Here is a 24,049-nt window from a genome sequence, read left to right as displayed (position 1 = left end):
AGCCCCAGCGACCGAGGAGCGGACCGCGGCGCGGAGTCGCGCCGTCGGCACCGCCTGAGGGTGGACGTCCGCGGCGTCGACCCACGGGACGTGCGCTGGGAGATCGACCAGCCGCGGTATCGCGTCCACTTCTGGTGGGGCGCTCCCGGCGACGAGGGCCGGCCACCGGGGTCGGCGGCCGACGAGTACGAGATCTCCGGGGCGGACATCCCCGCCGTGCTGGACTGGGCGGCGTTCCGCTGCAGCGAGCTGGGGGCCGACCGGTTCGAGGTGTTCGCAGTGGTCGACCACGCCGGCGACCGGGGCCTGGTGCGGCTGACCGCCGGCTGACCCCCGGCTGAGCGGTCGGTCAGGCGGTGGGGTCCCGGCGGCGGCCGGGGCGACGGTCGGGGAGCAGCAGGACGACGGCGGCCGCGGTGCTCAGCAGCAGCGGGAGCCCCGGGCGCTCCCAGGACGCGAGCTGGACGACCGCCGCCCACACCAGGCAGACCACCGCCACGTCCCGCGCCACGTGCCGTCTCATGCCCGGACGGTATCGGCGTGGCCGGCCCCGGACGCGCGACGGCCCGGCCCCTCGGGGAGGGGGCGGGCCGTCGGGTGCTGCGGTTACTGCTGGACGGTCATCGACTCGATGGTGACCGGCTCGGCCGGGGCACCGTCGGACGCGCCGCCCTCGATCCCGGCGGCGGCGATCGTGTCCAGCACCTGCAGGCCGGCCTCGTCGATCGTGCCGATCACGGTGTAGTCGGGGGAGAGCTGGCTGTCGGCGTAGACGAGGAAGAACTGGCTGCCGTCGAAGCCGGAACCGCTGTTCGCCATGGCCACCGTGCCGCGCGGGTACGTCTCCTCGCCGGTGACCTGGGTCGGGAACTGGTAGCTGGGGCCCCCGGTGCCGGTGCCGCTGGGGTCGCCGCACTGGAGCACGCTCAAGCCCCCGGAGGTCAGCCGGTGGCAGGGGCTGCCGTCGAAGAACCCCTGCTGGGCCAGGTACACCATGCTGGCCGAGGCGCAGGGGGCGTTCTCCTGGTCCAGGGTCAGCGGGATGTCGCCGACGTTCGTCGTCATCGTGACCGGGACCGTGCCGGTGGTCGGCACCTCGGCCGGCGGCGTGCCGACGTCGGTGGTGGTCTCACCGCGGCTGGCCTCGGTGAAGTCGCAGGTCCCGTCGCTGCCGTCGACGACCGGGGCGGCGGCGGTGTTGTCGCTGGCGGCGCCGGCGGTGTCGGCCGTGTCGTCCTCGCCGGTGATCCCGGTGATGATGAAGACGGCGGCCACCACGGCCAGCACGGCGATGACCGTCACGCCGATGAGCACGTTCCGGCGCCGCTTGCGGGCCAGCTGCTCACGGCGCTCCAGCTGACGCTGCAGGTGGCGCTGGGCGGCCTCACGGCGCTGCTTGTTGGTCGGCACTCTTCTCGGGCTCCTCGGGCGGTGGTCGGCGGCGGGTCCGGGGCGGCGGCGGCCGGCGCCCGGGCGGCGTCAGGTGCGCAGTGTAGGGGCGCTCCCTGGCGGCTCCCTGGCAGCGCGGCTGGGTGTGATCACAGCCGCGTAACCTGCACGGGTGCTCATCCGCTCGTTCCCCGCCGGCGCGTTCGGCACGAACTGCTACGCGGTGGCCCCTCGCGCGGGGTCGTCGGCGCTGAAGCAGGAGTGCGTCGTCGTCGACCCGGGCATGGACGCCGTCGAGCCGCTGCGCGCGATGCTCGTCGACAACGGCCTGCAGCCGGTCGCCGTCGTGCTGACCCACGGGCACCTGGACCACACCTTCTCGGTCGTCCCGGTGTGCTCCGGCTACGACATCCCGGCCTACCTGCACGCAGCTGACCACCCCATGCTCGCCGACCCGGTGCGCTGGCACGGGCCGCAGCTGGCACCGCTGATCGGGGCGGCCGATCTCCCCGAGCCCGACGACGTCCGGGTGCTGGCCGACGGCGCCACCCTCTCGCTGGCCGGGGTCGACCTGACCGTGCGGCACGCGCCGGGGCACACCCAGGGGTCGGTGGTCTTCTCCCTCGACCTCGCCGACTCCCCGGGCCTGCTGGCCGGCGACGTCCTGTTCGCCGGGTCGGTCGGCCGGGTCGACCTGCCCGGCGGCTCGTGGGACGACATGCTGCGCTCGCTGCGCGACGTCGTCCTGCCGCTGGACGACGAGACGGTCGTGCTGCCCGGGCACGGGCCGGCGACGACGATCGGGCGCGAGCGCGCCACCAACCCGTACCTGGCCGAGGCGGCCGGTGCACCGAAGGGACCAGGACTGTGAGCGGGCTGACCGCCCCCAAGGGCACGTTCGACACGCTGCCGCCGGCGTCGGCGCAGTTCCTCGCCGTGCGCGACACCCTGACCGCGCCGCTGCGCCGGGCGGGCTACGGGTACATCGAGACGCCGACGTTCGAGGACACCGCCGTGTTCTCCCGCGGGGTGGGGGAGTCCACCGACGTCGTCTCCAAGGAGATGTACACCTTCACCGACCGCGGCGACCGGTCGCTGACGCTGCGCCCGGAGCTCACGGCCGGGCTGATGCGCGCCTTCATCGAGCACCGGCTGTACTCCGGCGCGCTGCCGGTGAAGCTGTGGGCGGTCGGGTCGGCGTTCCGCTACGAGCGGCCGCAGGCCGGCCGGTACCGGCACTTCACCCAGGTCGACTGCGAGGCCCTCGGCGTCGACGACCCGGCGCTCGACGCCGAGATCGTCGCGCTGGCGGTGCAGGGGTTCCGCGACCTGGGGCTGCGTGACTTCGAGCTGCTGCTGACCTCCCTGGGCGACGCCACCTGCCGCCCGCAGTACCGCGAGCTGCTGGTCGACTTCCTGGCTGGTCTGGACCTGGACGCCGAAACCCGGCGCCGGGCGGAGATCAACCCGCTGCGGGTGCTCGACGACAAGCGGCCCGAGGTGCAGGCACAGCTGGACGACGCCCCGCTGATGGTCGACCACCTCTCGGACAGCACCAAGGCGCACTACGACGCCGTCCGCCAGCACCTGACCGACCTGGGTGTGACCTGGACCGAGGCGCCGCGGCTGGTCCGCGGGCTGGACTACTACACGAAGACCACCTTCGAGTTCGTGCACTCCGGCCTCGGCGCCCAGTCCGCGATCGGCGGCGGCGGGCGCTACGACGGGCTGTCCGCGGCTCTCGGCGGCCCGGACCTGTCCGGCATCGGCTACGCCGTCGGCGTCGACCGCACCCTGCTCGCGGTGCAGGCCGAGGGGCTGGACCTGGGGGCGGGCGCCGGGGTGCAGGCGTTCGTCGTCCCGCTGGGGGCGGAGGCCAAGCGGCTCGCCGTCCGGCTGGTCGGGCAGTTGCGCGAGGCCGGCGTCGCCGCCGACACCGTGTACGGCGACCGCGGCCTGAAGGGGGCGATGAAGGCGGCCGACCGGTCCGGTGCCTCGCACGCCGTGGTGCTGGGCGAGCGCGACCTGGCCGACGGGGTGGCGCAGCTGAAGGACCTGCGCACCCAGGAGCAGGTCGCCGTCCCCCTGGGCGAGCTGTTCGAGCGCGTGCGTGCGACGGTTGGGAGGTGACTGTGACTTCCTCGACCCCGCTGGAGACCCGCCCGCTCGGCCGCACCGGAGCCGACGTGTCCGTCGTCGGGCTCGGCACCTGGCAGCTGGGGGGTGACTGGGGCGAGGTCACCGAGGCCGCCGCCGCCGCCGTCCTGGACGCCGCGCTCGACGCCGGGGTGACCCTGCTGGACACCGCCGACGTCTACGGCGACGGCCGCTCCGAGCAGCGCATCCGCCAGGCGCTGGCCGCCCGGGGCGAGCGCCCGTTCGTCGCCACCAAGGCCGGCCGGCGCGCCGACCCGTTCACCGCCGAGCAGTACACCCCGGAGAACCTGCGCGCCTGGATCGACCGGTCGCGGACCAACCTCGGCGTCGACACCCTCGACCTGGTGCAGCTGCACTGCCCCCCGCCGACCGTCTACTCCGACGAGCGGGTCTACGACACCCTCGACGCCCTCGTCGCGGAGCAGGCGATCGCCGCCTACGGCGTCTCGGTGGAGACCGTGACCGAGGGCCTGACCGCGCTGCAGCACCCTGGCGTGCAGACCATCCAGGTCATCCTCAACATCTTCCGGCGCAAGCCGCTGGAGCAGCTGCTGCCCGCCGCCCAGCGCGCCGACGTCGGCATCCTCGCCCGGGTTCCGCTGGCCAGCGGCCTGCTGTCGGGCAAGTACTCCACCGACACCACGTTCGCCGCCGACGACCACCGGAACTACAACCGCAACGGCGAGGCCTTCGACGTCGGCGAGACCTTCGCCGGCGTGCCGTTCGAGGTGGGCGTCGCCGCGGCGCGCGAGGTCGCCGAGATCGCCGGCCCGGACGTCTCCACCGCCGGCTTCGCGCTGCGCTGGGTGATCGACCAGCCCGGCGTCACCACCGTCATCCCCGGCGCCCGCAACGTCCAGCAGGCGCTGGACAACGTCGCGGCCGCCTCGCTCCCGCCGCTGTCCGACAGCCAGCTCGCCGACCTCGAGCGCGTGTACGACGAGCGCATCCGCGCGCACGTGCACGACCGCTGGTGACCGTCCCCACCTCCCTCAGAAGGGCCTGAAACGTGCTCCGCACCCACGACGCCGGGACGCTCCGCGCCTCCGACGCCGGCTCCACGGTCACCCTCGCCGGCTGGGTCGCCCGCCGTCGCGACCACGGCGGGGTCGTCTTCCTCGACCTGCGCGACTCCTCGGGCTACGCCCAGGTCGTCGTCCGCGAGGAGGAGGCGCACGCCCTGCGCAACGAGTACTGCGTGCTCGTGACCGGGCAGGTGCAGCGCCGCCCCGCCGGCAACGAGAACCCCGAGCTCTCCACCGGCGAGATCGAGGTCGTCGCCGCGGAGCTGACCGTGCTGTCGGCCGCGGCGCCGCTGCCGTTCCCGATCGAGACCGCGCAGGCGGCCGGGGACGACGTCCGCTACAAGTACCGGTACCTGGACCTGCGCCGGCAGGGGCCGGCGGCGACGCTGCGGCTGCGCAGCGAGGTCAACCGGATCGCCCGCGGGGTGATGGCGCAGCACGGGTTCACCGAGGTCGAGACCCCGTCGCTGACCCGCTCCACCCCCGAGGGGGCCCGCGACTTCGTCGTCCCGGTCCGGCTGCAGCCGGGCCACTGGTACGCCCTCCCGCAGTCGCCGCAGCTGTTCAAGCAGCTGCTGATGGTCGGTGGCCTGGAGCGCTACTACCAGATCGCCCGCTGCTTCCGGGACGAGGACTTCCGGGCCGACCGGCAGCCGGAGTTCACCCAGCTGGACTTCGAGATGAGCTTCGTCGACCGGGACGACGTGCTGGCCGTGGCCGAGCACGTCATCCGGGCGCTCTGGCGTGAGCTGGCCGGCTACGAGATCCCGGAGATCCCGCGGATGACCTACCGCGAGGCGATGGACCGGTTCGGCTCCGACAAGCCCGACCTGCGCTTCGGCGTGGAGCTGACCGAGCTGACCTCCTACTTCGCCGAGACCCCCTTTCGGGTCTTCCAGGCGCCCTACGTCGGCGCGATCGTGATGCCCGGCGGCGGGTCGCAGCCGCGGCGGGCCTTCGACGCGTGGCAGGACTGGGCGCGCTCGCGGGGCTACAAGGGCCTGGCCTACGTCACCGTCGGCGAGGACGGCACCCTCGGGGGCCCGGTGGCCAAGAACATCTCCGAGGCCGAGCGGGCCGGGCTGGTCGAGGCGGTCGGGGCGAACCCCGGCGACTGCGTCTTCTTCGCCGCCGGCCCGCGCCGGCAGGCCCAGGAGCTGCTCGGCGCCGCCCGCAACGAGGTGGCCAAGCGGCTGGAGCTGATCGAGCCGGGGTCGTGGTCGTTCCTGTTCGTCGTCGACTTCCCGATGTTCGAGCAGACCGAGGACGGCGACTGGACCTTCATGCACCACCCGTTCACCTCGCCCACCCCGGAGTGGCGGGAGCGGTTCGCCGACGACAAGGGCGCCGCGCTGTCGGACGCCTACGACCTGGTGTGCAACGGCAACGAGCTGATGAGCGGGTCGGTCCGCATCCACGACGCCCAGCTGCAGGAGCGGGTGTTCCAGACCCTCGGCATGACGCAGGAGGAGGCCCGGGCCCAGTTCGGCTGGTTCCTGGAGGCCTTCGACTACGGCCCGCCGCCGCACGCCGGTGCCGCGATCGGCTGGGACCGGCTCACCGCGCTGCTGGCCGGCGTCGACTCCATCCGCGAGGTCATCGCCTTCCCCAAGACCGGCGCGGGCTTCGACCCGCTCACCGGTGCGCCGACGCCGATCACCGCCGCGCAGCGGAAGGAGGCCGGCATCGACGTCGACCCGGACGCCGATCCGGCCCCCGGTCAGCCCGGCGCCCCCGGTCCGACCGACCCCGCCAAGGGCGCCTGACGGCGGATCTCGTCCTCCCTTGCAGTTGATCATCGGCGAACGGCCGCGCGCACTGGCGTGTCGGGCAGCCGTTCGCCGATGATCGACGCGGGAACCCGGAGCGGCGGGGGGAGCGGCGGGCATGCGGGTGCTGGTCGCGGCGATGCCCTTCGCGGGTCACGCCACCCCGATGGCGGCCGTGGCCGCGGCCCTGGTCGCCCGCGGGCACGACGTCGTCGCCTACACCGGGCGCCGGTACGCCGCGCGGTTCACCGCCGCCGGTGCGACCTGGCTGCCCTGGGAGCGCGCCCCGGACTTCGACGACGCCGACCTGCGGGCCACCTTCCCGGAGGTCGGCGACGGGCGTGGGCCGCGAGAGGTCACCGCGAACGTGGAGCACGTCTTCCTGCGCACCGGTGCCGGGCAGGCGAAGGACCTGCTGGCGGCCGGACCGTTCGACGTGCTGGTGTCCGATCAGCTCGCGATCGGGTCCGCGCTCGCCGCGGAGCGCACCGGCACGCCGTGGGCCTCGGTCTCCCTGGTGCCCCTCGGTCTGACCAGCCGGGACCTGCCGCCGTTCGGCCTGGGTCTGCGGCCCGGCCGGGGCCGCGCAGGGCGGGTGAGGGACGCCGCTCTGCGACGGGCGACCCAGCTCGCGCTGGGACGGCGGCTGGACCGCGTGGCCACCGAGGTACGAGCGGAACTCGACCTGCCACCGGCGCCCTCCACCGCCCTGGACGCCTTCTACTCGCCGCAGCTGGTACTGGCGCACGGAGTACCGGAGCTGGAGTACCCGCGCAGTGACCTGCCCCGGCACGCGCACTTCGTCGGCCAGCTCGCCGCGCCTGCCGGGGGCGCTCCCGTGCCGCCCTGGTGGCCCGAGCTGACCGCGGCCGACCGCCCCCTGGTGCACGTCACCCAGGGCACCTACGACGTCGATCCCGCCGACCTGCTGATCCCAGCGCTGGCCGGCCTCGCGGACGCCGACGTGCTGGTGGCCGCATCGACCGGACCCGCCGGGCTGCCGGCCGCCCAGGTGCCGGCCAACGCCCGGCAGGCACCCTTCCTGCCCTACGACCAGCTGCTCCCGAGGACCTCCGTCGTGGTCACCAACGGCGGGTGGGGCGGGGTGCTGGCCGCGCTGGCCGCCGGTGTCCCCCTCGTGGTCGCCGGCGGCACCCTCGACAAGCCGGAGATCGCCCGCCGGGTCGCCTGGTCCGGTGCGGGGATCGGCCTGCGCACCGGCCGCCCGCTGCCCGCACAGGTGGCGGACGCCGTCGGACGGGTGCTGGCCGACCCGGCCTTCGCGCGGCGGGCCGCGGAGCTGGCCAGCTCCCTGGCCGCTCGTGGCGGAGCTGGCGAGGCGGCCGCCCTCGTGGAGCGGCTGGCCACCGAGCGGCGCCCCGTGCTCCGGGAGTCGCCCGACCCGTGGGCCGCCTGACCGCCCACCGGCCGTTCTCAGTTGATCATCGGCGATCGGTCGCCCCCGGCGGCGTGTCCGACGACCACCTGCCGATGATCAACCCGGGCGTGGTCGCCAGCCGCGGCTGAGCAGGGCGCCCCGAGTGCGCTCGACCACGGGCCGGGGACTCCGGAGGTGCTGGCGGGCGAAGCGCAGCACCAGCCAGCCGTCGGCCGCCATCAGCGAGTACCGGTCGACGTCGCGGCCGAACTGGTCCTCGTCGGCGTGCTGGCGGCCCTCGTACTCCAGCAGCACCTTCCAGTCGCTGTAGCCGAGGTCCCCATGGGCCACCACGCGTCCGAGCCGATCGTGGACCTCCACTTGAGGTCGAGGGTCGGGGAGGTCGCTGGTGACCAGCCAGTAGCGCACCAGGCTCTCCGGGCGGGAGGCCGCCACCGGGTCGAGCAGCGGCGCGCAGGCCCGGGCGCGGACCACCCCACGCACGCGGTCGGCCCGGGCCAGTCGTTCGGACAGCCGAGCGCGGTCGAGGTGGCCGGCGCGGTACAGGGCGTCGCCCACCGCGACCAGCTCCTCCGGCGGGAGCGTGGCCGCCAGATCCAGGAACGTCTGCGGGCCGGCCGTCACCCGCAGGCCCCGGTGGTGCACCACGTCGGCCGGGCCCAGCCGCCGTCCGTGCACCACCAGCCCGGCATGCTGGGGGAGCACCCGGCGGGGCGTCAGGGCCACGTGCGGTCGGGCGGCAGGTCGACCGGCGCACCGAGCAGCGCGGCCGCGGTCCCGTGGCTGAACGCCGCGTCCGGCGGGAGGACGGTCGCCAGCAGGCTGAGCCGCTCCACCTCGTCGACGGCGTCCTCCAGCCGGACGACGACGCCGTGCGTCAGCCGGACGTGGTCCGGGCGGCGGAGCTGTGCGCGGGTGCAGCCGAGGGCGAGAGCGGCGGCGACGGTGGTGGGCTGGGCAGGTGGCAGCACCGGCACCACGCTGGCGGGAACCGCCGGGCCGGCGGAGGTCTGCAGTGCATCTGTGGACGGGCGCCGGCCCTGTGGACGTGGCGTACGTCCGCAGGGCCGACGTGTTGATCATCGGCGAACGGTCGTCCGGCACGCCGCTGCGGAGCGCGGATCGCCGATGATCAACTGGGATGGGAGGGACAGGGGGCGGGAGGTCGAGGGCGCTGGGTCAGGCGGCGTCGAGACGGGCCAGCTGGTCGGGTGTCAGCCGGAGCTCTGCCGCGGCCGCCGAGTCGGTGATCGACTCCGCCCGGGACGCGCCCGGGATGGGGACGACGACGTCGGCCTGGGCCAGGTGCCAGGCCAGCGTCACCTGGTACACGGAGACCCCGAGCTCGTCGGCCACCGCGGCGAACGCGTCGGCGGTCGACCCCAGCGACTTGGCCGAGGACACCCCGCCGAACGGGCTCCACGGGATGAACGCCAGTCCCAGCTCCGCGCAGTGGGCCAGCTCGCCGGCCGAGGAGCGCCAGCCAGGGGAGAACTGGTTCTGCACGCTCACCAGCGCCGGGCCCACGATCTGCCGGGCGCTGTCGATCTGGGCGACGTCGGCGTTGGAGATCCCGGCCAGCCGCACCAGCCCGTCGTCCACCAGTGCCCGCAGGGCGCCCATCGACTCCTCCCACGGCGTCGCCGGGTCCGGCCGGTGGAACTGGTAGAGCCCGATCGCCTCGACTTCCAGCCGGCGCAGCGAGGCCTCGCACGCCCGGCGGAGGTACGCCGGCGACCCGTCCAGCTCCCAGTCGCTGCCGCGGCGGGTGTGCCCGCCCTTGGTCGCCACCAGGACGTCGTCCGTGGTGCCGCCGTACGAGCGCAGCGTTCTGGCGACCAGCTCCTCGTTGTGCCCGAACTCCGCCTCGTCGCGGGCGTAGGCGTCGGCGGTGTCGACCAGCGTCACTCCGGCGTCGAGCGCGGCGTGCACCACCGCCTCGGCGTCGGCGGGCGTGGGACGGTCGTCCTTGGTCGACAGGGGCATGGCCCCCAGGCCGATGGCGCTGACGGTGCGGTCGCCGATGCGTCGCTGCTGCATGGGACCGCCGTGCCCCGCGGGTAGCGTCGCAACCGTGAGTTCGCTGTTCGACCCCGCTCCGGACGACGACGGTGGCGCGCCGGTCGACCCCGGTGCGCCGCTGGCGGTCCGGATGCGACCCCGCTCGCTGGACGAGGTGGTCGGGCAGACCCACCTGCTCGGGCCCCGCGCGCCGCTGCGCCGGCTGGTGGAGGCCGACGAGCCGATGTCCCTGGTGCTCTACGGGCCCCCGGGAACCGGCAAGACCACGTTGGCGCACGTGATCAGCCTGGCCACCAAGCGGCAGTTCGTGCAGCTGTCCGCGCTGGACTCCGGGGTGAAGGAGGTCCGCGCGGTCATCAGCTCGGCCAAGCGCGAGCTGACCATGGCCGGCCGGCGCACGGTGCTGTTCATCGACGAGGTGCACCGCTTCTCCAAGACCCAGCAGGACTCCCTGCTGTCGGCGGTGGAGGACCGGATCGTCAGCCTGATCGCGGCCACCACCGAGAACCCCTTCTTCTCCGTGGTCAGCCCGCTGCTCTCCCGCAGCCTGGTCCTCGCGCTGCAGCCGTTGGACGACGACGACGTGCGCACGCTGCTGCGCCGCGCGCTGACCAGCGACCGGGGGCTGGACGGCGCGGTGACGCTGAGCGCCGAGGCCGAGGAGCACCTGGTCCGCATCGCCGGTGGCGACGGCCGCAAGGCGCTGACCGCGCTGGAGTCCGGCGCGGGCGCGGCGCTCGCTGCCGGCGGCACCGAGATCGACCTGCCCACCCTGGAGACCGCGGTGGCCCAGGCAGCGGTGCGCTACGACCGCGCCGGCGACCAGCACTACGACGTCGCCAGTGCGCTGATCAAGTCGATCCGCGGGTCCGACGTCGATGCGGCGATGCACTACCTGGCGCGGATGGTGGAGGCGGGGGAGGACCCGCGCTTCATCGCCCGCCGGCTGGTCATCTCCGCCAGCGAGGACATCGGCATGGCCGACCCCACCGCGCTGCAGGCCGCGGTCGCCGCGGCCGAGGCCGTGGCCTTCATCGGGATGCCGGAGGGCCACTTCCCGCTCGCCCAGGCCGTCGCCCACCTGGCCACCGCACCGAAGTCCAACGCGCTGACCGTGGCGATCGGCGAGTCCGTCGCCGACGTCCGCGCCGGGCTGGCCGGCCCGGTGCCGCCGGGCCTCCGCGACGCCCACTACGCGGGGGCGAAGAAGCTCGGCCACGGGAAGACCTACTCCTACCCGCACGACCACCCCGACGGCGTGGTGCCGCAGCAGTACCCGCCCGACGCCCTGGTGGGCCGCGACTACTACCGGCCGACGGCGCGCGGGGTGGAGGCGCAGATCGGCGCCCGGCTGGTCAAGCTGCGGGCGATCATCCGACGGCGGAGCTGACGGTGGCCGGGCACAGCTAGGGTTGCTCGACCGGTGGCCCGACCACCGCGCACGCAGAAGACGACGAAGGGGACCCACCACGTGTCCGCAGGAGAGATCGCCGGGCTGATCGCAGCCATCGCGGTGGCGTTGCTGGTGCTCATCGTGGCCGTGCCACTGATGAAGCTGGGGCGCACGCTCGACGAGACCACGCTGACCATCCGGCAGGTCCGGGAGCAGAGCCAGCCGATCCTCAGCCAGGCGTCGACGACGGTCACCCACGTCAACGCCAACCTCGAGCGGGTCGACGACATCACCGGCAACGCCGCCAACGTCTCGAGCAACGTGGCGGCGCTGACCAGCGTCTTCGCCGCGACCCTGGGCAGCCCGCTGATCAAGGTCGCCGCGTTCAGCTACGGCGTCCGCAGCGCCGCGCGGAAGAAGCGCGAAGGCCAGGCGCTCGCCGACGCCCAGCGCACCGCCAAGGACGAGCGGCGGGCCCGCCGCGCCGCCCGGAAGGCCGCCTGATGCGCCGGCTGTTCTGGCTCACGATGGGCGTGACGATCGGCGTCCTCGTCGTCCGCAAGCTGTCCCAGACGGCGGAGAAGCTCACCCCGCAGTCGATGGCCGGCAACCTCGCCGACGGGCTGCGCGAGCTGGCCGACGCGATCGGCGACTTCGGGGCCGACGTCCGGGCCGCGATGGCCGAGCGCGAGGAGGAGCTGCGCGCGGGCACCGGCCTGGACGCCCCGCTGCCCGACAGCTCCCAGGTCGAGCTGCCCACCCGCCGCGGCGCGCACGCCGCGGACAGCTGAGCCCCACCCTCCCCGCTGCCTGAGCAGGCAGCACCCGCTGGCTGGAGAACCGAGACCCACCGCATGCAGACCGCCGAGATCCGCCGCCGCTTCCTGGAGCACTTCGAGCAGCGGGGCCACACCGTCGTCCCGAGCGCCTCGCTGGTGTCGCCCGACCCCTCGTTGCTCTTCACCGTGGCCGGGATGGTGCCGTTCATCCCGTACCTGACCGGCCGTGAGCCCGCCCCCTACCCGCGGGCCACCAGCGTGCAGAAGTGCGTCCGCACCCTCGACATCGAGGAGGTGGGCAAGACCACCCGGCACGGCACGTTCTTCCAGATGAACGGCAACTTCTCCTTCGGTGACTACTTCAAGGAGGGGGCGATCCAGTACGCCTGGGAGCTGATCACCGGAGCGGTCGCCGACGGCGGGCTGGGCTTCGACCCGGAGAAGATCTGGGTGACGGTCTACCTGGACGACGACGAGGCCGCCGACGCGTGGCACCGCATCGCCGGGGTGCCGAAGGAGCGCATCCAGCGGCTGGGCATGGACGACAACTACTGGTCCACCGGGGCGCCCGGGCCGGCCGGTCCCTGCTCGGAGATCTACGTCGACCGCGGCAAGGAGTACGGCCCGGACGGCGGCCCGGCCGTCGACCGCGCCGGCGACCGGTTCCTGGAGATCTGGAACCTGGTCTTCATGCAGTACGAGCGGGGCCCGGGGGAGGGCAAGGACTTCCCGATCCTGGGCGACCTGCCCAAGCAGAACATCGACACCGGCATGGGCCTGGAGCGGGTTGCCTACCTGCTGCAGGGCGCCGACAACATGTACGAGATCGACGAGGTCGCGCCGGTGCTGCGCCGGGCCGCGGACCTGGCGGGGGTGCGCTACGGCGCCGACCACGAGGCGGACGTCCGGCTGCGGGTGGTCGCCGACCACGTGCGCAGCGGGCTGATGCTCATCGGGGACGGCGTCACCCCGGGCAACGAGGGGCGCGGCTACATCCTCCGCCGGCTGCTGCGCCGCGCGGTCCGGTCGATGAAGCTGCTCGGCGTCGACGAGGCCACCCTGCCGGAGCTGCTGCCGGTCTCCCGCGACGCGATGAGCGCCAGCTACCCCGAGCTCGCCGGTGACTTCGCCCGGATGTCCGGCGTCGCCTACGCCGAGGAGGAGGCGTTCCGGCGCACCCTGACCGCCGGGACGGCGCTGTTCGACACCGCGGTCGGCCAGGCGAAGAAGGCCGGCACGCCGGCGCTCTCGGGGGAGCAGGCGTTCTCGCTGCACGACACCTACGGCTTCCCGATCGACGTCACCCTGGAGATGGCCGCCGAGCAGGGCGTCACCGTCGACGAGGCCGGGTTCCGCGCCCTGATGAAGGAGCAGCGCGACCGGGCCCGCGCCGATGCCCGGGCCAAGCGCACCGGCTCGGTGGACGTGCTGGCCTACCGCCGGCTGCTCAGCGAGTTCGGCCCCACCGACTGGCGGGCCTACGACACGCTGCGCACGGACTCGCGCGTGCTGGGCGTGGTCGACGAGTCCGACGACGCGACCAGCGGCGACGCCGAGCCGGTCGTCGGTGCGGGGGGCATCACCCGGGTGGTGCTGGACCGCACCCCGTTCTACGCGGAGTCCGGCGGTCAGGTCGCCGACGCCGGCGAGCTGACCTGGGACGGCGGCCGCGCCGAGGTCATCGACGTGCAGCGCCCGGTCAAGGGTCTGGTGGCCCACCAGGTGCGGGTGCTCGAGGGTGAGCTGCGCGCCGGCACCGAGCTCACCGCCCAGGTCGACCGTGAGTGGCGGCTGTCGGCGTGCCAGGCGCACTCGGGCACGCACGTGCTGCACGCCGCGCTGCGCCAGGTTCTCGGCCCGCAGGCCCTGCAGTCCGGCTCCTACAACCGTCCCGGGTACCTGCGCCTGGACTTCGCCTGGCAGGGCGCGCTCACCCCGCAGCAGCGTCGGGACATCGAGGACGTCGCCAACGCCGCCGTCCGCGCCGACCACGGGGTGCGCGCGCTGTACATGACGCTCCCGGAGGCGCGGGAGTTCGGCGCGCTGGCGCTGTTCGGGGAGACCTACGGCGAGCAGGTGCGCGTGGTCGAGATCGGCGGCGAGTGGTCCCGCGAGCTCTGCGGCGGCACCCACGTGCGCGGCAGCGCGCAGATCGGCACGCTGGCGCTAACCGGCGAGAGCTCGGTCGGGTCCGGTGCCCGCCGGGTCGAGGCGGCGGTCGGCCTGGAGGGCTTCCGCTACCTGGCCCGCGAGCGGGACCTGGTGCGCCAGCTCGCCGACCTGCTCAAGACCCCGCAGGACGGGCTCGCCGACCGGGTCAGCGGGATGCTGTCCCGGCTCCGCGACGCCGACAAGGAGCTCGCCGACCTGCGCGCCCAGCAGACGCTGGCCGCCGCCGGCGACCTGGCCGGTGCGGCGACCGACGTCGGCGGCGTCGCGGTCGTCACCGGGGCACCGGCCGGCCTCTCCGGCGGTGACCTGCGCAGCCTGGCCCTCGACGTCCGGGGCCGGCTCGGGGAGAAGCCCGCCGCGGTGGTGCTGGCCTCCGCCGCCGACGGCAAGGTCGCCCTCATCGCCGCGGTGAACCCCGCCGCGCAGCAGCGGGGCCTGTCGGCCAACGACCTGCTCAAGGCCGCGGCCGGGCCGGTCGGTGGCCGTGGTGGTGGCAAGCCGGACGTCGCCCAGGGGGGTGGCACCGACCCCGCGGGCATCCCCGCGGCCCTGGCCGCCGCCCAGCAGGCGATCGGGGCGGCCACCTCGTGAGCGCGGCGTCCGACGGGTCCGGCACCGGGCCGGTGGAGGAGCCGGTCGCCCAGACCGGTCGTCCGCCGGTGCCCGGCCGGGCACCGGCGGACGACGGCCGGGACGGCCGGCAGGACGCCGAGCCGGGCGGGGAGGGGCGGCACTCCACCGAGCGGGTGCCCTTCCCCCTGCCGGAGCTCCACCAGCACCTGCCGGAGCAGGCCCCGGGGACCGGCCGCCTGCAGCTGGGCGGCTACCCGCCCCGGGTGCCGGGCGCGATCCGCCGTCCCGACGCGGCCCCGGGCGACCGCCGCACCGACTGGCCGGACGAGGACGGCGACCCGCGGAGCCGGTCGTGAGCGCGCCGGACCGGTCCGGCCCGGCGTGGACACCCGGGCGGCGGATGGGCATCGACGTCGGGACCGTCCGCGTCGGCGTCGCCCTCTCCGACGCCACCGGCACCCTTGCCAGCCCGCTGGAGACCCTGCGGCGGACCAAGGACCGACGGGATCTGGACCACCTGGCCGGGCTAGTTGTGACACACGAGGTGGTCGAGGTGGTTGTGGGATTGCCCAAACACCTGTCGGGTGCGTCGGGCTCCTCGGCAAGAGATGCCAGCGCCTACGCTCGGGATCTGGCCAGCCGCATCGGGGACGTCCCGGTGCACCTCGTCGACGAAAGGCTCTCCACCGTGACCGCCGCCACCCACCTGCGCACCGGGGGCATCGACAGCCGCCGGCAGCGGTCGGTGATCGACCAGGCTGCCGCGGTCGTGATCCTGCAGAGCCACCTCGACGGTAGACCTCGCTCTGGCCCCGACTCCGGGAGGCCCACCTCGTGACCGACCCGACCCCGCCGCGTCCGCGCGGCAGACACTCCGAGCTCGACGCGGTCGAGGGCGCCGGGCGCCCCGCAGCCGAACTGCTCGCCGCCTGGGGCGCCACCACGACGCAGCTCTCCGAGGACGCCGGCGAGGCCCGGGGTGACGGGGCCCGAGGTGACCTGCCCGGCGCCGGCCGCCCCGGGCGCCGCCACGTGGCCGAGTCCGACACCGGTGCCCTGCCCGGCTCGCGGGTGCTGCGCGGCGGCGCGGCAGCGGCCGCGGCCCCGGCCGGCTGGGCCCGCGGCCCAGGTCCGGTGCCCGCGGCGCGGGTCGCGGCCGACGTCGCCCCCCGCACCACCGAGCTCGCCGTCCCGCCGTCGGCCCCGGGGCAGTTCCTCCCCGGCCGGGGGGTGCCCGCCGGGCGCAGGCCCGCCGACGACCTCCGGCCGCCGACGTCGACGCACGGCCCGGCCGCGCCCGCCGACGACCAGGACGACCGGTTCGACGTGGGCGACACCGACCCGAGCTGGCGCGCCGGGCGCCGCCTGGTGCCGGACGTGCCGCCGCCGGCGGGCGGCCTCGGCGTCCTGGCGGGCAGCCGGACCACCGGTGCGAGCCTGGCGCCGGCCCTGAGCACCGGTGAGATCGCCACCGAGGTGCACCCCGTGGTCTGGGCCGACGACCGCGGCGCGGACGAGGTCGACGCCGACGACGACACCGCATGGACCCGGGACGACGACACCGCATGGACCCGGGACGACGTCGTCTGGGCAGAGCGCTCCTGGGCCGAGGACCGCCACCACGGCGATGAGCCGGACGGCCCGGACGCCCAGCCCGACGGCGAGTTCCACGGAGCCGAGCAGCAGGGTGCCGGTCACCAGCACGTCGACCACCACCGCTTCGACGACCACCTCGGTGCGGACCCCGGCCACCACGACGACGACGTCCCGCACGACCGGACCGGTGGTCTGGACGTCCTCGGTGCCGGCGGCGGGTCCGGTGGCGGCGGTCGCGGTCGGCGCGGCGGGTCCAGTGGCGGCCACGGTGGCGGGGCGTCCCGGAGCAGCCGGCGCCGGCCGGTCACGATCGTGCTGTCCCTGCTGGTGCTGGCCGGCCTCGTCGCGGGCATCGTGTTCGGCGGGCAGGCGCTGTGGCGCACGCTCAACCCGGCGTCGGAGGACTACACCGGTCAGGGCACCGGCTCGGTCGAGGTCCGGGTCAACGAGGGCGACTCGCTGCGGGCCATCGCCCGTTCGCTGGTGTCCGCCGACGTCATCGCCTCCACCGGGCCGTTCCTGGAGGCAGCCGAGGCGAACGACTCGGCCACCGGCATCCAGCCCGGCGTCTACGAGATGCGCCAGCAGATGTCCGGCGCGTCCGCGCTGGACCTGATGCTGCACCCCGAGACCCGGATGGTCACCAAGGTGACCCTGCGGGAGGGCCTGACCGTCAGCCAGACGCTCAGCCGGCTGGCCGAGGCCACCGGCATCCCGCTGGCGGAGTGGGAGGCGGCGGCGGCCGACCCGGCGGCGCTCGGACTGCCCGCCTACGCCGGCGGCATGCTCGAGGGCTTCCTGTTCCCGGCCACCTACGACGTGACCCCCGACGACACCCCGGCTTCGGTGCTGTCGGCGATGATCGCCCGTGCCGACCAGGTGCTCACCCAGCTCGGCGTGCCGGTCGAGCAGCGGCTGCAGGTCGTCACCAAGGCCAGCATCGTGCAGGCCGAGGCGGGCAACGTCACCGACATGGGCATGGTGGCCCAGGTCGTGGAGAACCGGCTGCGCGACGGCATGCCCCTGCAGATGGACTCCACGGTGAACTACGCCAACGGCAAGGGCGGGATCACCACGACGCCGGAGGACCGGGCCAACCCCTCGCCGTACAACACCTACCTGCACACCGGGCTGCCGCCGGGTGCGATCGGCAACCCGGGCGAGGACGCGATCAAGGCCGTGCTCGCCCCGACGCCGGGGGAGTGGCGCTACTTCGTGGTGGTCGACCCGGACACCGGCGAGACCCGCTTCGCGGTGACCGGCCAGGAGCACCAGCGGAACGTCGTCCTGTTCCAGCAGTGGCTGCAGGACAACCCGGGCAACTGAGCGGCGGGCCGGGGGCGGGCGGGCGCGCCGCCGTCCTCGGCCGGCCGGTCAGCCACTCCCTCTCCCCGTTGCTCCACCGGGCGGCCTATGCCGCGCTGGGGCTGCAGGGCTGGACCTACGACGCCCTCGACGTGGGCGCGGAGGACCTGCCGGTGCTGCTGGCCGGGCTGGGCCCCGAGTGGCGCGGCTTCTCGGTGACCATGCCGTGCAAGCAGGCCGCGGTCGAGGTCGCCGACGAGGTCGACCGGCTGCCCCGGTTGCTCAACGCGGCCAACACGCTGGTGCGCACCGACCGCGGCTGGCGAGCGGAGAACACCGACGTCCAGGGCGTCGGGATGGCGCTGCAGCTGGGCGGGGTCGAGCAGGTCGAGCACGCCGCGGTGCTGGGCGCCGGCGGGACCGCGGCGGCCGCGGTCACCGCGCTGGCGTCGCTCGGCGCCCGGCGCATCGACGTCGTCGTCCGCGAGCCGGCCCGCGCCGGCGACCTGCTGCGCGTGATCGACGAGCTGGGGGTCACCTCCGACGTCCAGCGCCTGGACCGCACCGGCACGCTCACCGCACCGGTCGTGGTGAGCACCGTGCCCGCCGCCGGGCAGCCGGCGGTGGCGGACCTGGCCTGGTGGCGCGGGCAGACCGTGCTCGACGTGCTCTACGCCGGCTGGCCCACCCCGCTGGCCCGGCGCGTGCAGGAGGCCGGGGGCGCCACCATCAGCGGCCTGGAGGTGCTGTTCTGGCAGGCGACCGCACAGGTCGAGCTGATGACCGGGCTCCCGGCGCCGATCGCGGCGATGCGCGCCGCGCTGGACGCCTGACCCGGCGCCGGTGACCGTCGCGCTGACCGGTGCCGGCGCCGTGCTCGGTGCGCTGCTGGGGCCGTGGCTGGCGGCGGTGACCGTGCGGCTGGCCCGCCGCGACGCCACCGCCCGGCCGAACCCCCGCCGCGTGCTGGCGACCTGCCTGGTCACCGCGGCCGCGGTGGCGGCGGCGCCCGCGCTGGCCGGGGTGCGGCCGGCCGCCGTCGCGCTGGCGTGGTTCGGTGGCGCCGCCGTCGTCCTGGCCGGGGTCGACGTGGCCAGCCACCGGCTGCCGGACCGGGTCACCTTCCCGGCGGCGCTGGTCGTCACCGCCGCCCTGGCGGTGGACGGTGCGGTCACCGGCACCTGGCCGGCGGTGGGCCGGGCGGTGCTCGCCGCGGCGGTGGCCTGGGCGGTGCTCACCGGGGTCCGGCTGGTCGACCCCCGCTCGTTCGGCGGCGGGGACGTCAAGCTGCTCGGGCTGCTCGGCCTGCTGCTGGGCTGGGCCGGGTGGGGAGTGCTGCTGACCGGGCTGTTCGCCGGGCTGCTGATCGGGGCGCTCGGGTCGCTGCTGCTGATCGCCACCGGCCGTGCGCGCTGGCGCACGGCGGTCCCCTTCGGCCCGCCGCTGCTGCTCGGCGGGTACGTCGCGCTCGCCCTTGCCGGCCCGCTGCCTTGACCTCGGCCCCGTTCCAGGGGCCTGGCCCGAGCTCGCGAGGGGTGGGGAGGAACGGGGTCCTCCTACTGGCATGATCTGCGGCATGTTGCGCTGGCTGACCGCCGGTGAGTCGCACGGCCAGCAGCTCACCGCCATCCTCGAAGGGCTCCCCGCCGGCGTGCGGGTGCAGACCACCGACCTCGACACCCAGCTCGCCCGCCGCCGCCTGGGCCACGGGCGCAGCGCGCGGATGAGCTTCGAGGAGGACGTCGTCACCCTCACCGGTGGCGTCCGGCACGGCGTCACCCAGGGCGGGCCGATCGCCGTCCAGATCGGCAACACCGAGTGGCCCAAGTGGTCCACCGTGATGTCCGCCGACCCGGTCGACCCCGAGGTCCTCGAGGGGCAGGCGCGCAACGCCCCGCTCACCCGGCCCCGCCCCGGCCACGCCGACCTGGCGGGGCTGCAGAAGTACGGCTTCGACGACGTGCGCCCCGTGCTGGAGCGCGCCAGCGCCCGCGAGACCGCGGCCCGGGTCGCGCTCGGCACGGTGGCCCGGCAGTTCCTGCAGCAGGTGCTCGGGGTCCAGGTGGTCAGCCACGTCGTCGGCATCGGGCCGGTCACGGTGCCCGACGGCGTGCTGCCCGGCCCGGGGGACAACCCGCGGATCGACGAGGACCCGGTGCGCTGCGCCGACCCGGACACCAGCGGCCGGATGGTCGCCGAGATCGACGACGCCCGGAAGTCCGGCGACACCCTCGGCGGGGTGATCGAGGTCGTCGTCCACGGTCTCCCGCCGGGCCTGGGCAGCCACGTGCACTGGGACCGCCGGCTGGACTCCCGGCTGGCCGGTGCGCTGATGGGCGTGCAGTCGGTGAAGGCCGTCGAGGTCGGCGACGGGCTGGAGACCGCCCGCCGCCGCGGCTCGGTCGCCCACGACGAGATCGAGCTGGTGGACGGCGCGCTGCAGCGGCGCACCGACCGCGCCGGCGGCATCGAGGGCGGGATGACCAACGGCGAGGTGCTGCGCGTGCGCGCGGCCATGAAGCCGATCAGCACGGTGCCCCGCGCGCTGGACACCGTCGACGTCACCACCCGGGAGGCGGCGGTCGCGATCAACCAGCGCTCCGACGCCTGCGCCGTCCCGCGCGGCAGCGTGGTGATGGAGGCGATGGTCGCCCTGGTGCTGGCCGACGCGGTGCTGGAGAAGTTCGGCGGTGACTCGGTGCCCGAGACCCGCCGCAACGTGCAGGGCTACCTCGACGCGCTGCCGATCCGGTGACCGGCCCGCGGCTGGTGCTCGTCGGCCCGCCGGCGTCGGGCAAGACCACGGTGGGCACGGCGGTGGCCGAGGCGCTCGGCCTGTCCTTCCGGGACACCGACGCCGACGTCGAGGTGCAGACCGGCAGCACCATCGCCGACCTGTTCGTGCAGCAGGGCGAGGCCCACTTCCGGGCGCTGGAGGAGCAGGCGGTCGCCCGGGCGCTGGCCGAACACCCTGGCGTGCTGGCCCTCGGTGGGGGTGCGGTGACCAGCGCCGCCAGCCGCGAGCTGCTCGTCGCCCACGGCCGGGCCGGTGGCGCGGTCGTCTGGCTCGACGTCGACGTCCCCTCCGCGGCCCGCCGGGTGGGGTTGTCCCGGGACCGGCCGCTGCTGGCGGTCAACCCACGCGCCATGCTGCGCACCATGCTCGAGGCCCGCGCCCCGCTCTACGCCGAGGTCGCCACCGCGACCGTGTCCACCAGCGACCGGGAGGTCGACGCCGTCGTGGCCGACGTGCTCGCCTGCACCACCGGAGACCAGTCGTGACCGCGCACCGGATCACCGTGGCCGGCGAGGCGCCCTACGACGTCGTCATCGGGCCCGGCGTGCAGGCCGAGCTCGGGCTGCTGCTGGCCGGCACGCCCCGCGCGGTCGTGGTGCACAGCCGGGCGCTGGCCGCCGCGGCCGGCGCCGCGGTCGAGACGCTGCAGGAGGCCGGGGTCGCCGCCGAGGCGGTCGCGGTCCCCGACGGCGAGGCGGCCAAGACCGCCGAGGTCGCCGCCGGCGCGTGGGAGGAGTTCGGTCAGCTCGGGCTCACCCGGTCCGACGCCGTCGTCGGCGTGGGCGGCGGCGCGGTCACCGACCTGGCCGGGTTCCTCGCCGCCACCTGGCTGCGCGGGGTCCGGGTGGTCCAGGTGCCGACCAGCCTGCTGGGCATGGTCGACGCCGCGGTCGGTGGCAAGACCGGCATCAACACCCGGGCCGGCAAGAACCTGGTCGGCGCGTTCCACCCGCCCGCCGGCGTGCTCGCCGACACCGACGCCCTCGCCGGCCTGCCCGAGGCGGAGTTCCGCGCCGGCCTGGCCGAGGTGGTCAAGTGCGGCTTCATCGCCGACGGGCGGGTGCTGGAGCTGCTCGAGGCCGACCCCACCGGCCGGGCCGACACGGTGGAGCTGATCGCCCGGGCCGTGCAGGTGAAGGCCGATGCAGTGGGGGAGGACCTGTACGACACCGGCCGCCGTGAGTTCCTCAACTACGGGCACACCCTGGCCCACGCCATCGAGCGGGTGGAGGACTTCGGCTGGCGGCACGGCGAGGCGGTCGCCGTCGGCCTGGTGTTCGCCGCGGAGCTCGCCGGCCAGGCCGGGTTGCTGTCGGCCGCCGACGTCGCCCGGCACCGCGACCTGATCGCCGCCATGGGCCTGCCCACCAGCTACCGCGGTGACTGGCAGCAGCTGCAGGCGGTGATGCGGGTGGACAAGAAGGCCCGCGGCGCCTCGCTGCGCTTCGTCGTCCTCGACGGACTCGGCAACCCGCGCATCCTGACCGACCCCGACCAGGCCTGGCTGGACGCCGCCTGGGCAGCCGTATCGGCGTCCGCCCGCCCCACCACCCCGACGGAGACAGCATGACGATCCAGGTGCTCAACGGCGCCAACCTCGGGCGGCTCGGCACCCGGGAGCCCGAGGTCTACGGGACGACGACGTACGCCGAGCTGGTGCAGCTGATCCAGGCCGCGGCCGCCGAGCTGGGTGTCGAGGTCGTCGTGCGGCAGACCGACTCCGAGGCCGAGCTGCTCGGCTGGGTGCACGCGGCCACCGACGCCGGCGACGCGATCGTGGTCAACCCCGGTGGCTGGTCGCACACCTCCGTGGTGCTGCACGACGCCCTGGCCGCGGTGCCGACCCCCGTGGTCGAGGTGCACATCAGCAACATCCACCGGCGCGAGGAGTTCCGGCACCACTCCTACGTCTCCCGCGTCGCCGACGGCGTCATCGCCGGCCTCGGCGTGCAGGGCTACGAGCTGGCGCTGCGCCACCTCGCCGCGAAGGGCGTGCGATGACCCGGGACACCACCCGCGAGGCCGGCCGCCGCGACCGGCTGCGCGCCGTCGCCGCCGAGCAGGGCCTGGACGCCGTCCTGGTCACCAACCTGCTCAACGTGCGTTACCTGACCGGGTTCACCGGCTCCAACGGGGCGCTGCTGCTGCGCACCGATCCGTCGCCCGCCCACCCCGACCTGCTCGGCACCGACGGCCGGTACACCACCCAGGCGCAGGCCCAGGTGCCCGACGTCGAGCTGCTGGTCGACCGGGGCACCGTGGCGGCGCTCGCCGCCCGGGCCGCGGGCCGGATCGGCTACGAGTCGCACGAGGTGACCGTCGACGGGCTGCGTGCCCTGGAGCGGGTGGTCGGCGACGCGGAGCTGGTCAGCATCCGCCGCGCCGTCGAGGCGCTGCGCGCGGTCAAGGACGACGGCGAGATCGAGTCGCTGCGCCGGGCCTGCGCCGTCGCCGACCGGGCACTGGCCGAGCTGGCCGCCGAGGGGGCGCTGCGGCCGGGGCGCACCGAGCGGGAGGTCGGCCGCGAGCTGGATGCGCGGATGCTCGCGCTCGGCGCGGAGTCGCCCAGCTTCGAGACGATCGTGGCCGCCGGCGCCAACTCGGCCATCCCGCACCACCGGCCCGACGCCACCGCGCTGCGTGACGGCGACTTCCTGAAGCTCGACTTCGGCGCCACCGTCGACGGGTACCACTCGGACATGACCCGCACGTTCGTGCTGGGGCACGCCGCCGACTGGCAGCGTGAGGTGTACGAGCTGGTCGCCGCGTCGCAGGCGGCCGGCCGGGCGGCCCTGGCGGTCGGTGCGGAGGTCGTCGCGGTCGACGCCGCGTCCCGCGACGTCATCGTCGCCGCCGGGCACGGCGACCACTTCACCCACGGCCTGGGGCACGGGGTGGGCCTGGAGATCCACGAGGCACCGGGGATCTCGGCGCTGGGCGCAGGTACCCTGGCCGCTGGCATGGCCGTCACCGTGGAGCCGGGCGTGTACCTGCCCGGGCACGGCGGTGTCCGGATCGAGGACACCCTCATCGTCACGGACGACGAGCCCGAGTTGTTGACCCTCACGAGCAAGGAACTGCTGGTTCTCTAGATGGCTACCACCAACGACCTCAAGAACGGCATCGTCCTCAACCTGGACGGCCAGCTCTGGACCGTCACCGACTTCCAGCACGTCAAGCCGGGCAAGGGTGGCGCCTTCGTGCGCACGACCCTGAAGAACGTGCTGTCGGGCAAGGTCGTCGACAAGACCTTCAACGCCGGCACCAAGGTCGAGACGGCGACCGTCGACAAGCGCTCGATGACCTACCTCTACAAGGAGGGCACCGACTTCGTCTTCATGGACGGTGACACCTTCGAGCAGATCTACGTCCCCGAGGCCACGGTCGGCAGCGGCGCGGACTACCTGCTGGACAACACCGAGGTCACCGTGGCCGTGCACGACGACACCCCGCTGTACGTCGAGCTCCCGGTGACCATGGAGCTCGTGGTGCAGCACACCGACCCGGGCCTGCAGGGCGACCGCTCGACCGGTGGCACGAAGCCGGCGACGCTGGAGACCGGTGCCGAGATCCAGGTGCCGCTGTTCATCAGCACCGGCGAGAAGCTGAAGGTCGACACCCGCGACGGCCGCTACCTCGGCCGGGTCTCCTGATGATCCCGACCCGGCCCGCC

At 74.9% G+C, this 24,049-nt stretch carries 26 protein-coding genes; 21 read left to right on the top strand and 5 right to left on the bottom strand.

Annotation, left to right across the window (positions count from 1 at the left end; translation table 11 throughout):
- The first annotated feature begins 60 nt into the window (after positions 1 to 60).
- Positions 61 to 330, top strand: a complete 270-nt coding sequence (locus tag ACI79A_RS14770; protein WP_457084401.1) for a hypothetical protein — start codon at positions 61 to 63, stop codon at positions 328 to 330.
- Between the two features lie 19 nt (positions 331 to 349).
- On the opposite strand, the gene ACI79A_RS14765 is transcribed toward ACI79A_RS14770, so the two are convergent.
- Both ACI79A_RS14765 and ACI79A_RS14760 read right to left on the bottom strand, forming a co-directional pair.
- Positions 350 to 523, bottom strand: a complete 174-nt coding sequence (locus ACI79A_RS14765; protein WP_457084399.1) for a hypothetical protein — start codon at positions 521 to 523, stop codon at positions 350 to 352.
- A gap of 83 nt (positions 524 to 606) precedes the next feature.
- Positions 607 to 1,410: a peptidylprolyl isomerase gene (locus ACI79A_RS14760; RefSeq protein ID WP_457084397.1), complete on the bottom strand. Its 804-nt coding sequence runs from the start codon at positions 1,408 to 1,410 to the stop codon at positions 607 to 609.
- A 151-nt stretch (positions 1,411 to 1,561) separates the two neighbouring features.
- On the opposite strand from ACI79A_RS14760, the gene ACI79A_RS14755 reads away from it, so the two are divergent.
- The 5 genes from ACI79A_RS14755 to ACI79A_RS14735 all read left to right on the top strand — a co-directional run bounded on the left by ACI79A_RS14755 (position 1,562) and on the right by ACI79A_RS14735 (position 7,757).
- Positions 1,562 to 2,260, top strand: coding sequence for an MBL fold metallo-hydrolase (locus ACI79A_RS14755; protein ID WP_457084395.1), 699 nt, complete (start codon positions 1,562 to 1,564; stop codon positions 2,258 to 2,260).
- Positions 2,257 to 3,519, top strand: a complete 1,263-nt coding sequence (gene hisS / locus ACI79A_RS14750; RefSeq protein ID WP_457084393.1) for a histidine--tRNA ligase — start codon at positions 2,257 to 2,259, stop codon at positions 3,517 to 3,519. The genes ACI79A_RS14755 and hisS overlap by 4 nt, the downstream gene beginning before the upstream one ends.
- On the top strand, positions 3,516 to 4,523 hold the full coding sequence (locus ACI79A_RS14745) for an aldo/keto reductase (protein ID WP_457084391.1): 1,008 nt from the start codon (positions 3,516 to 3,518) through the stop codon (positions 4,521 to 4,523). Before hisS ends, ACI79A_RS14745 begins: the two co-directional genes overlap by 4 nt.
- A 32-nt stretch (positions 4,524 to 4,555) precedes the next feature.
- The gene (aspS, locus tag ACI79A_RS14740; RefSeq protein WP_457084389.1) at positions 4,556 to 6,337 is read left to right on the top strand and encodes an aspartate--tRNA ligase; all 1,782 of its coding nucleotides are present in this window, start codon (positions 4,556 to 4,558) and stop codon (positions 6,335 to 6,337) included.
- 121 nt (positions 6,338 to 6,458) lie between these two features.
- The gene (locus tag ACI79A_RS14735; protein ID WP_457084387.1) at positions 6,459 to 7,757 is read left to right on the top strand and encodes a glycosyltransferase; all 1,299 of its coding nucleotides are present in this window, start codon (positions 6,459 to 6,461) and stop codon (positions 7,755 to 7,757) included.
- A gap of 78 nt (positions 7,758 to 7,835) precedes the next feature.
- Here ACI79A_RS14735 and ACI79A_RS14730 read toward each other — a convergent pair whose 3' ends face one another.
- The 3 genes from ACI79A_RS14730 to ACI79A_RS14720 form a co-directional block, all read right to left on the bottom strand.
- Positions 7,836 to 8,444, bottom strand: coding sequence for a DUF559 domain-containing protein (locus tag ACI79A_RS14730; RefSeq protein WP_457084385.1), 609 nt, complete (start codon positions 8,442 to 8,444; stop codon positions 7,836 to 7,838).
- A gap of 11 nt (positions 8,445 to 8,455) precedes the next feature.
- Positions 8,456 to 8,710: a hypothetical protein gene (locus ACI79A_RS14725; protein WP_457084384.1), complete on the bottom strand. Its 255-nt coding sequence runs from the start codon at positions 8,708 to 8,710 to the stop codon at positions 8,456 to 8,458.
- A 208-nt stretch (positions 8,711 to 8,918) separates the two neighbouring features.
- On the bottom strand, positions 8,919 to 9,779 hold the full coding sequence (locus ACI79A_RS14720) for an aldo/keto reductase (RefSeq protein ID WP_457084382.1): 861 nt from the start codon (positions 9,777 to 9,779) through the stop codon (positions 8,919 to 8,921).
- Positions 9,780 to 9,813: 34 nt separating this feature from the next.
- Between ACI79A_RS14720 and ACI79A_RS14715 the strand changes: the two genes are divergently transcribed.
- The 15 genes from ACI79A_RS14715 to efp all read left to right on the top strand — a co-directional run bounded on the left by ACI79A_RS14715 (position 9,814) and on the right by efp (position 24,029).
- Entirely contained in the window at positions 9,814 to 11,151 is a 1,338-nt protein-coding gene (locus ACI79A_RS14715) for a replication-associated recombination protein A (RefSeq protein ID WP_457084380.1), read from the top strand.
- 81 nt (positions 11,152 to 11,232) lie between these two features.
- Positions 11,233 to 11,658 carry a DUF948 domain-containing protein gene (locus tag ACI79A_RS14710; RefSeq protein WP_457084378.1) on the top strand — a complete coding sequence of 142 codons (426 nt, stop codon included), beginning with the start codon at positions 11,233 to 11,235 and terminating at the stop codon, positions 11,656 to 11,658.
- Complete coding sequence (locus ACI79A_RS14705; RefSeq protein WP_457084376.1) at positions 11,658 to 11,945, top strand: hypothetical protein; 288 nt, start codon at positions 11,658 to 11,660, stop codon at positions 11,943 to 11,945. The genes ACI79A_RS14710 and ACI79A_RS14705 overlap by 1 nt, the downstream gene beginning before the upstream one ends.
- Before the next feature lie 63 nt (positions 11,946 to 12,008).
- A complete protein-coding gene (gene alaS, locus ACI79A_RS14700) occupies positions 12,009 to 14,696 on the top strand; it encodes an alanine--tRNA ligase (RefSeq protein WP_457084374.1) in 2,688 nt (895 codons plus the stop codon).
- On the top strand, positions 14,693 to 15,034 hold the full coding sequence (locus tag ACI79A_RS14695; RefSeq protein ID WP_457084372.1) for a hypothetical protein: 342 nt from the start codon (positions 14,693 to 14,695) through the stop codon (positions 15,032 to 15,034). Before alaS ends, ACI79A_RS14695 begins: the two co-directional genes overlap by 4 nt.
- Entirely contained in the window at positions 15,031 to 15,516 is a 486-nt protein-coding gene (gene ruvX, locus ACI79A_RS14690) for a Holliday junction resolvase RuvX (protein ID WP_457084369.1), read from the top strand. Before ACI79A_RS14695 ends, ruvX begins: the two co-directional genes overlap by 4 nt.
- On the top strand, positions 15,513 to 17,600 hold the full coding sequence (gene mltG, locus ACI79A_RS14685) for an endolytic transglycosylase MltG (protein ID WP_457084367.1): 2,088 nt from the start codon (positions 15,513 to 15,515) through the stop codon (positions 17,598 to 17,600). Before ruvX ends, mltG begins: the two co-directional genes overlap by 4 nt.
- Entirely contained in the window at positions 17,573 to 18,412 is an 840-nt protein-coding gene (locus ACI79A_RS14680; RefSeq protein ID WP_457084365.1) for a shikimate dehydrogenase, read from the top strand. The genes mltG and ACI79A_RS14680 overlap by 28 nt, the downstream gene beginning before the upstream one ends.
- A 10-nt stretch (positions 18,413 to 18,422) precedes the next feature.
- Entirely contained in the window at positions 18,423 to 19,073 is a 651-nt protein-coding gene (locus ACI79A_RS14675) for a prepilin peptidase (RefSeq protein WP_457084363.1), read from the top strand.
- Between the two features lie 82 nt (positions 19,074 to 19,155).
- Entirely contained in the window at positions 19,156 to 20,334 is a 1,179-nt protein-coding gene (gene aroC, locus ACI79A_RS14670; RefSeq protein WP_457084361.1) for a chorismate synthase, read from the top strand.
- On the top strand, positions 20,331 to 20,861 hold the full coding sequence (locus tag ACI79A_RS14665; protein WP_457084359.1) for a shikimate kinase: 531 nt from the start codon (positions 20,331 to 20,333) through the stop codon (positions 20,859 to 20,861). Before aroC ends, ACI79A_RS14665 begins: the two co-directional genes overlap by 4 nt.
- Positions 20,858 to 21,946, top strand: coding sequence for a 3-dehydroquinate synthase (gene aroB, locus ACI79A_RS14660; RefSeq protein WP_457084357.1), 1,089 nt, complete (start codon positions 20,858 to 20,860; stop codon positions 21,944 to 21,946). Before ACI79A_RS14665 ends, aroB begins: the two co-directional genes overlap by 4 nt.
- A complete protein-coding gene (gene aroQ, locus ACI79A_RS14655) occupies positions 21,943 to 22,377 on the top strand; it encodes a type II 3-dehydroquinate dehydratase (RefSeq protein ID WP_457084355.1) in 435 nt (144 codons plus the stop codon). Before aroB ends, aroQ begins: the two co-directional genes overlap by 4 nt.
- The gene (locus ACI79A_RS14650; RefSeq protein ID WP_457084353.1) at positions 22,374 to 23,468 is read left to right on the top strand and encodes a M24 family metallopeptidase; all 1,095 of its coding nucleotides are present in this window, start codon (positions 22,374 to 22,376) and stop codon (positions 23,466 to 23,468) included. The genes aroQ and ACI79A_RS14650 overlap by 4 nt, the downstream gene beginning before the upstream one ends.
- Positions 23,469 to 24,029: an elongation factor P gene (gene efp / locus ACI79A_RS14645; protein WP_457084351.1), complete on the top strand. Its 561-nt coding sequence runs from the start codon at positions 23,469 to 23,471 to the stop codon at positions 24,027 to 24,029.
- Positions 24,030 to 24,049 lie beyond the last annotated feature (20 nt).

The sequence above is a fragment of the Modestobacter sp. SYSU DS0657 genome, from assembly GCF_054050925.1.
Note: the sequence above shows the minus strand (reverse complement) of the source record. Positions and strands in the feature narration are given on the sequence as shown.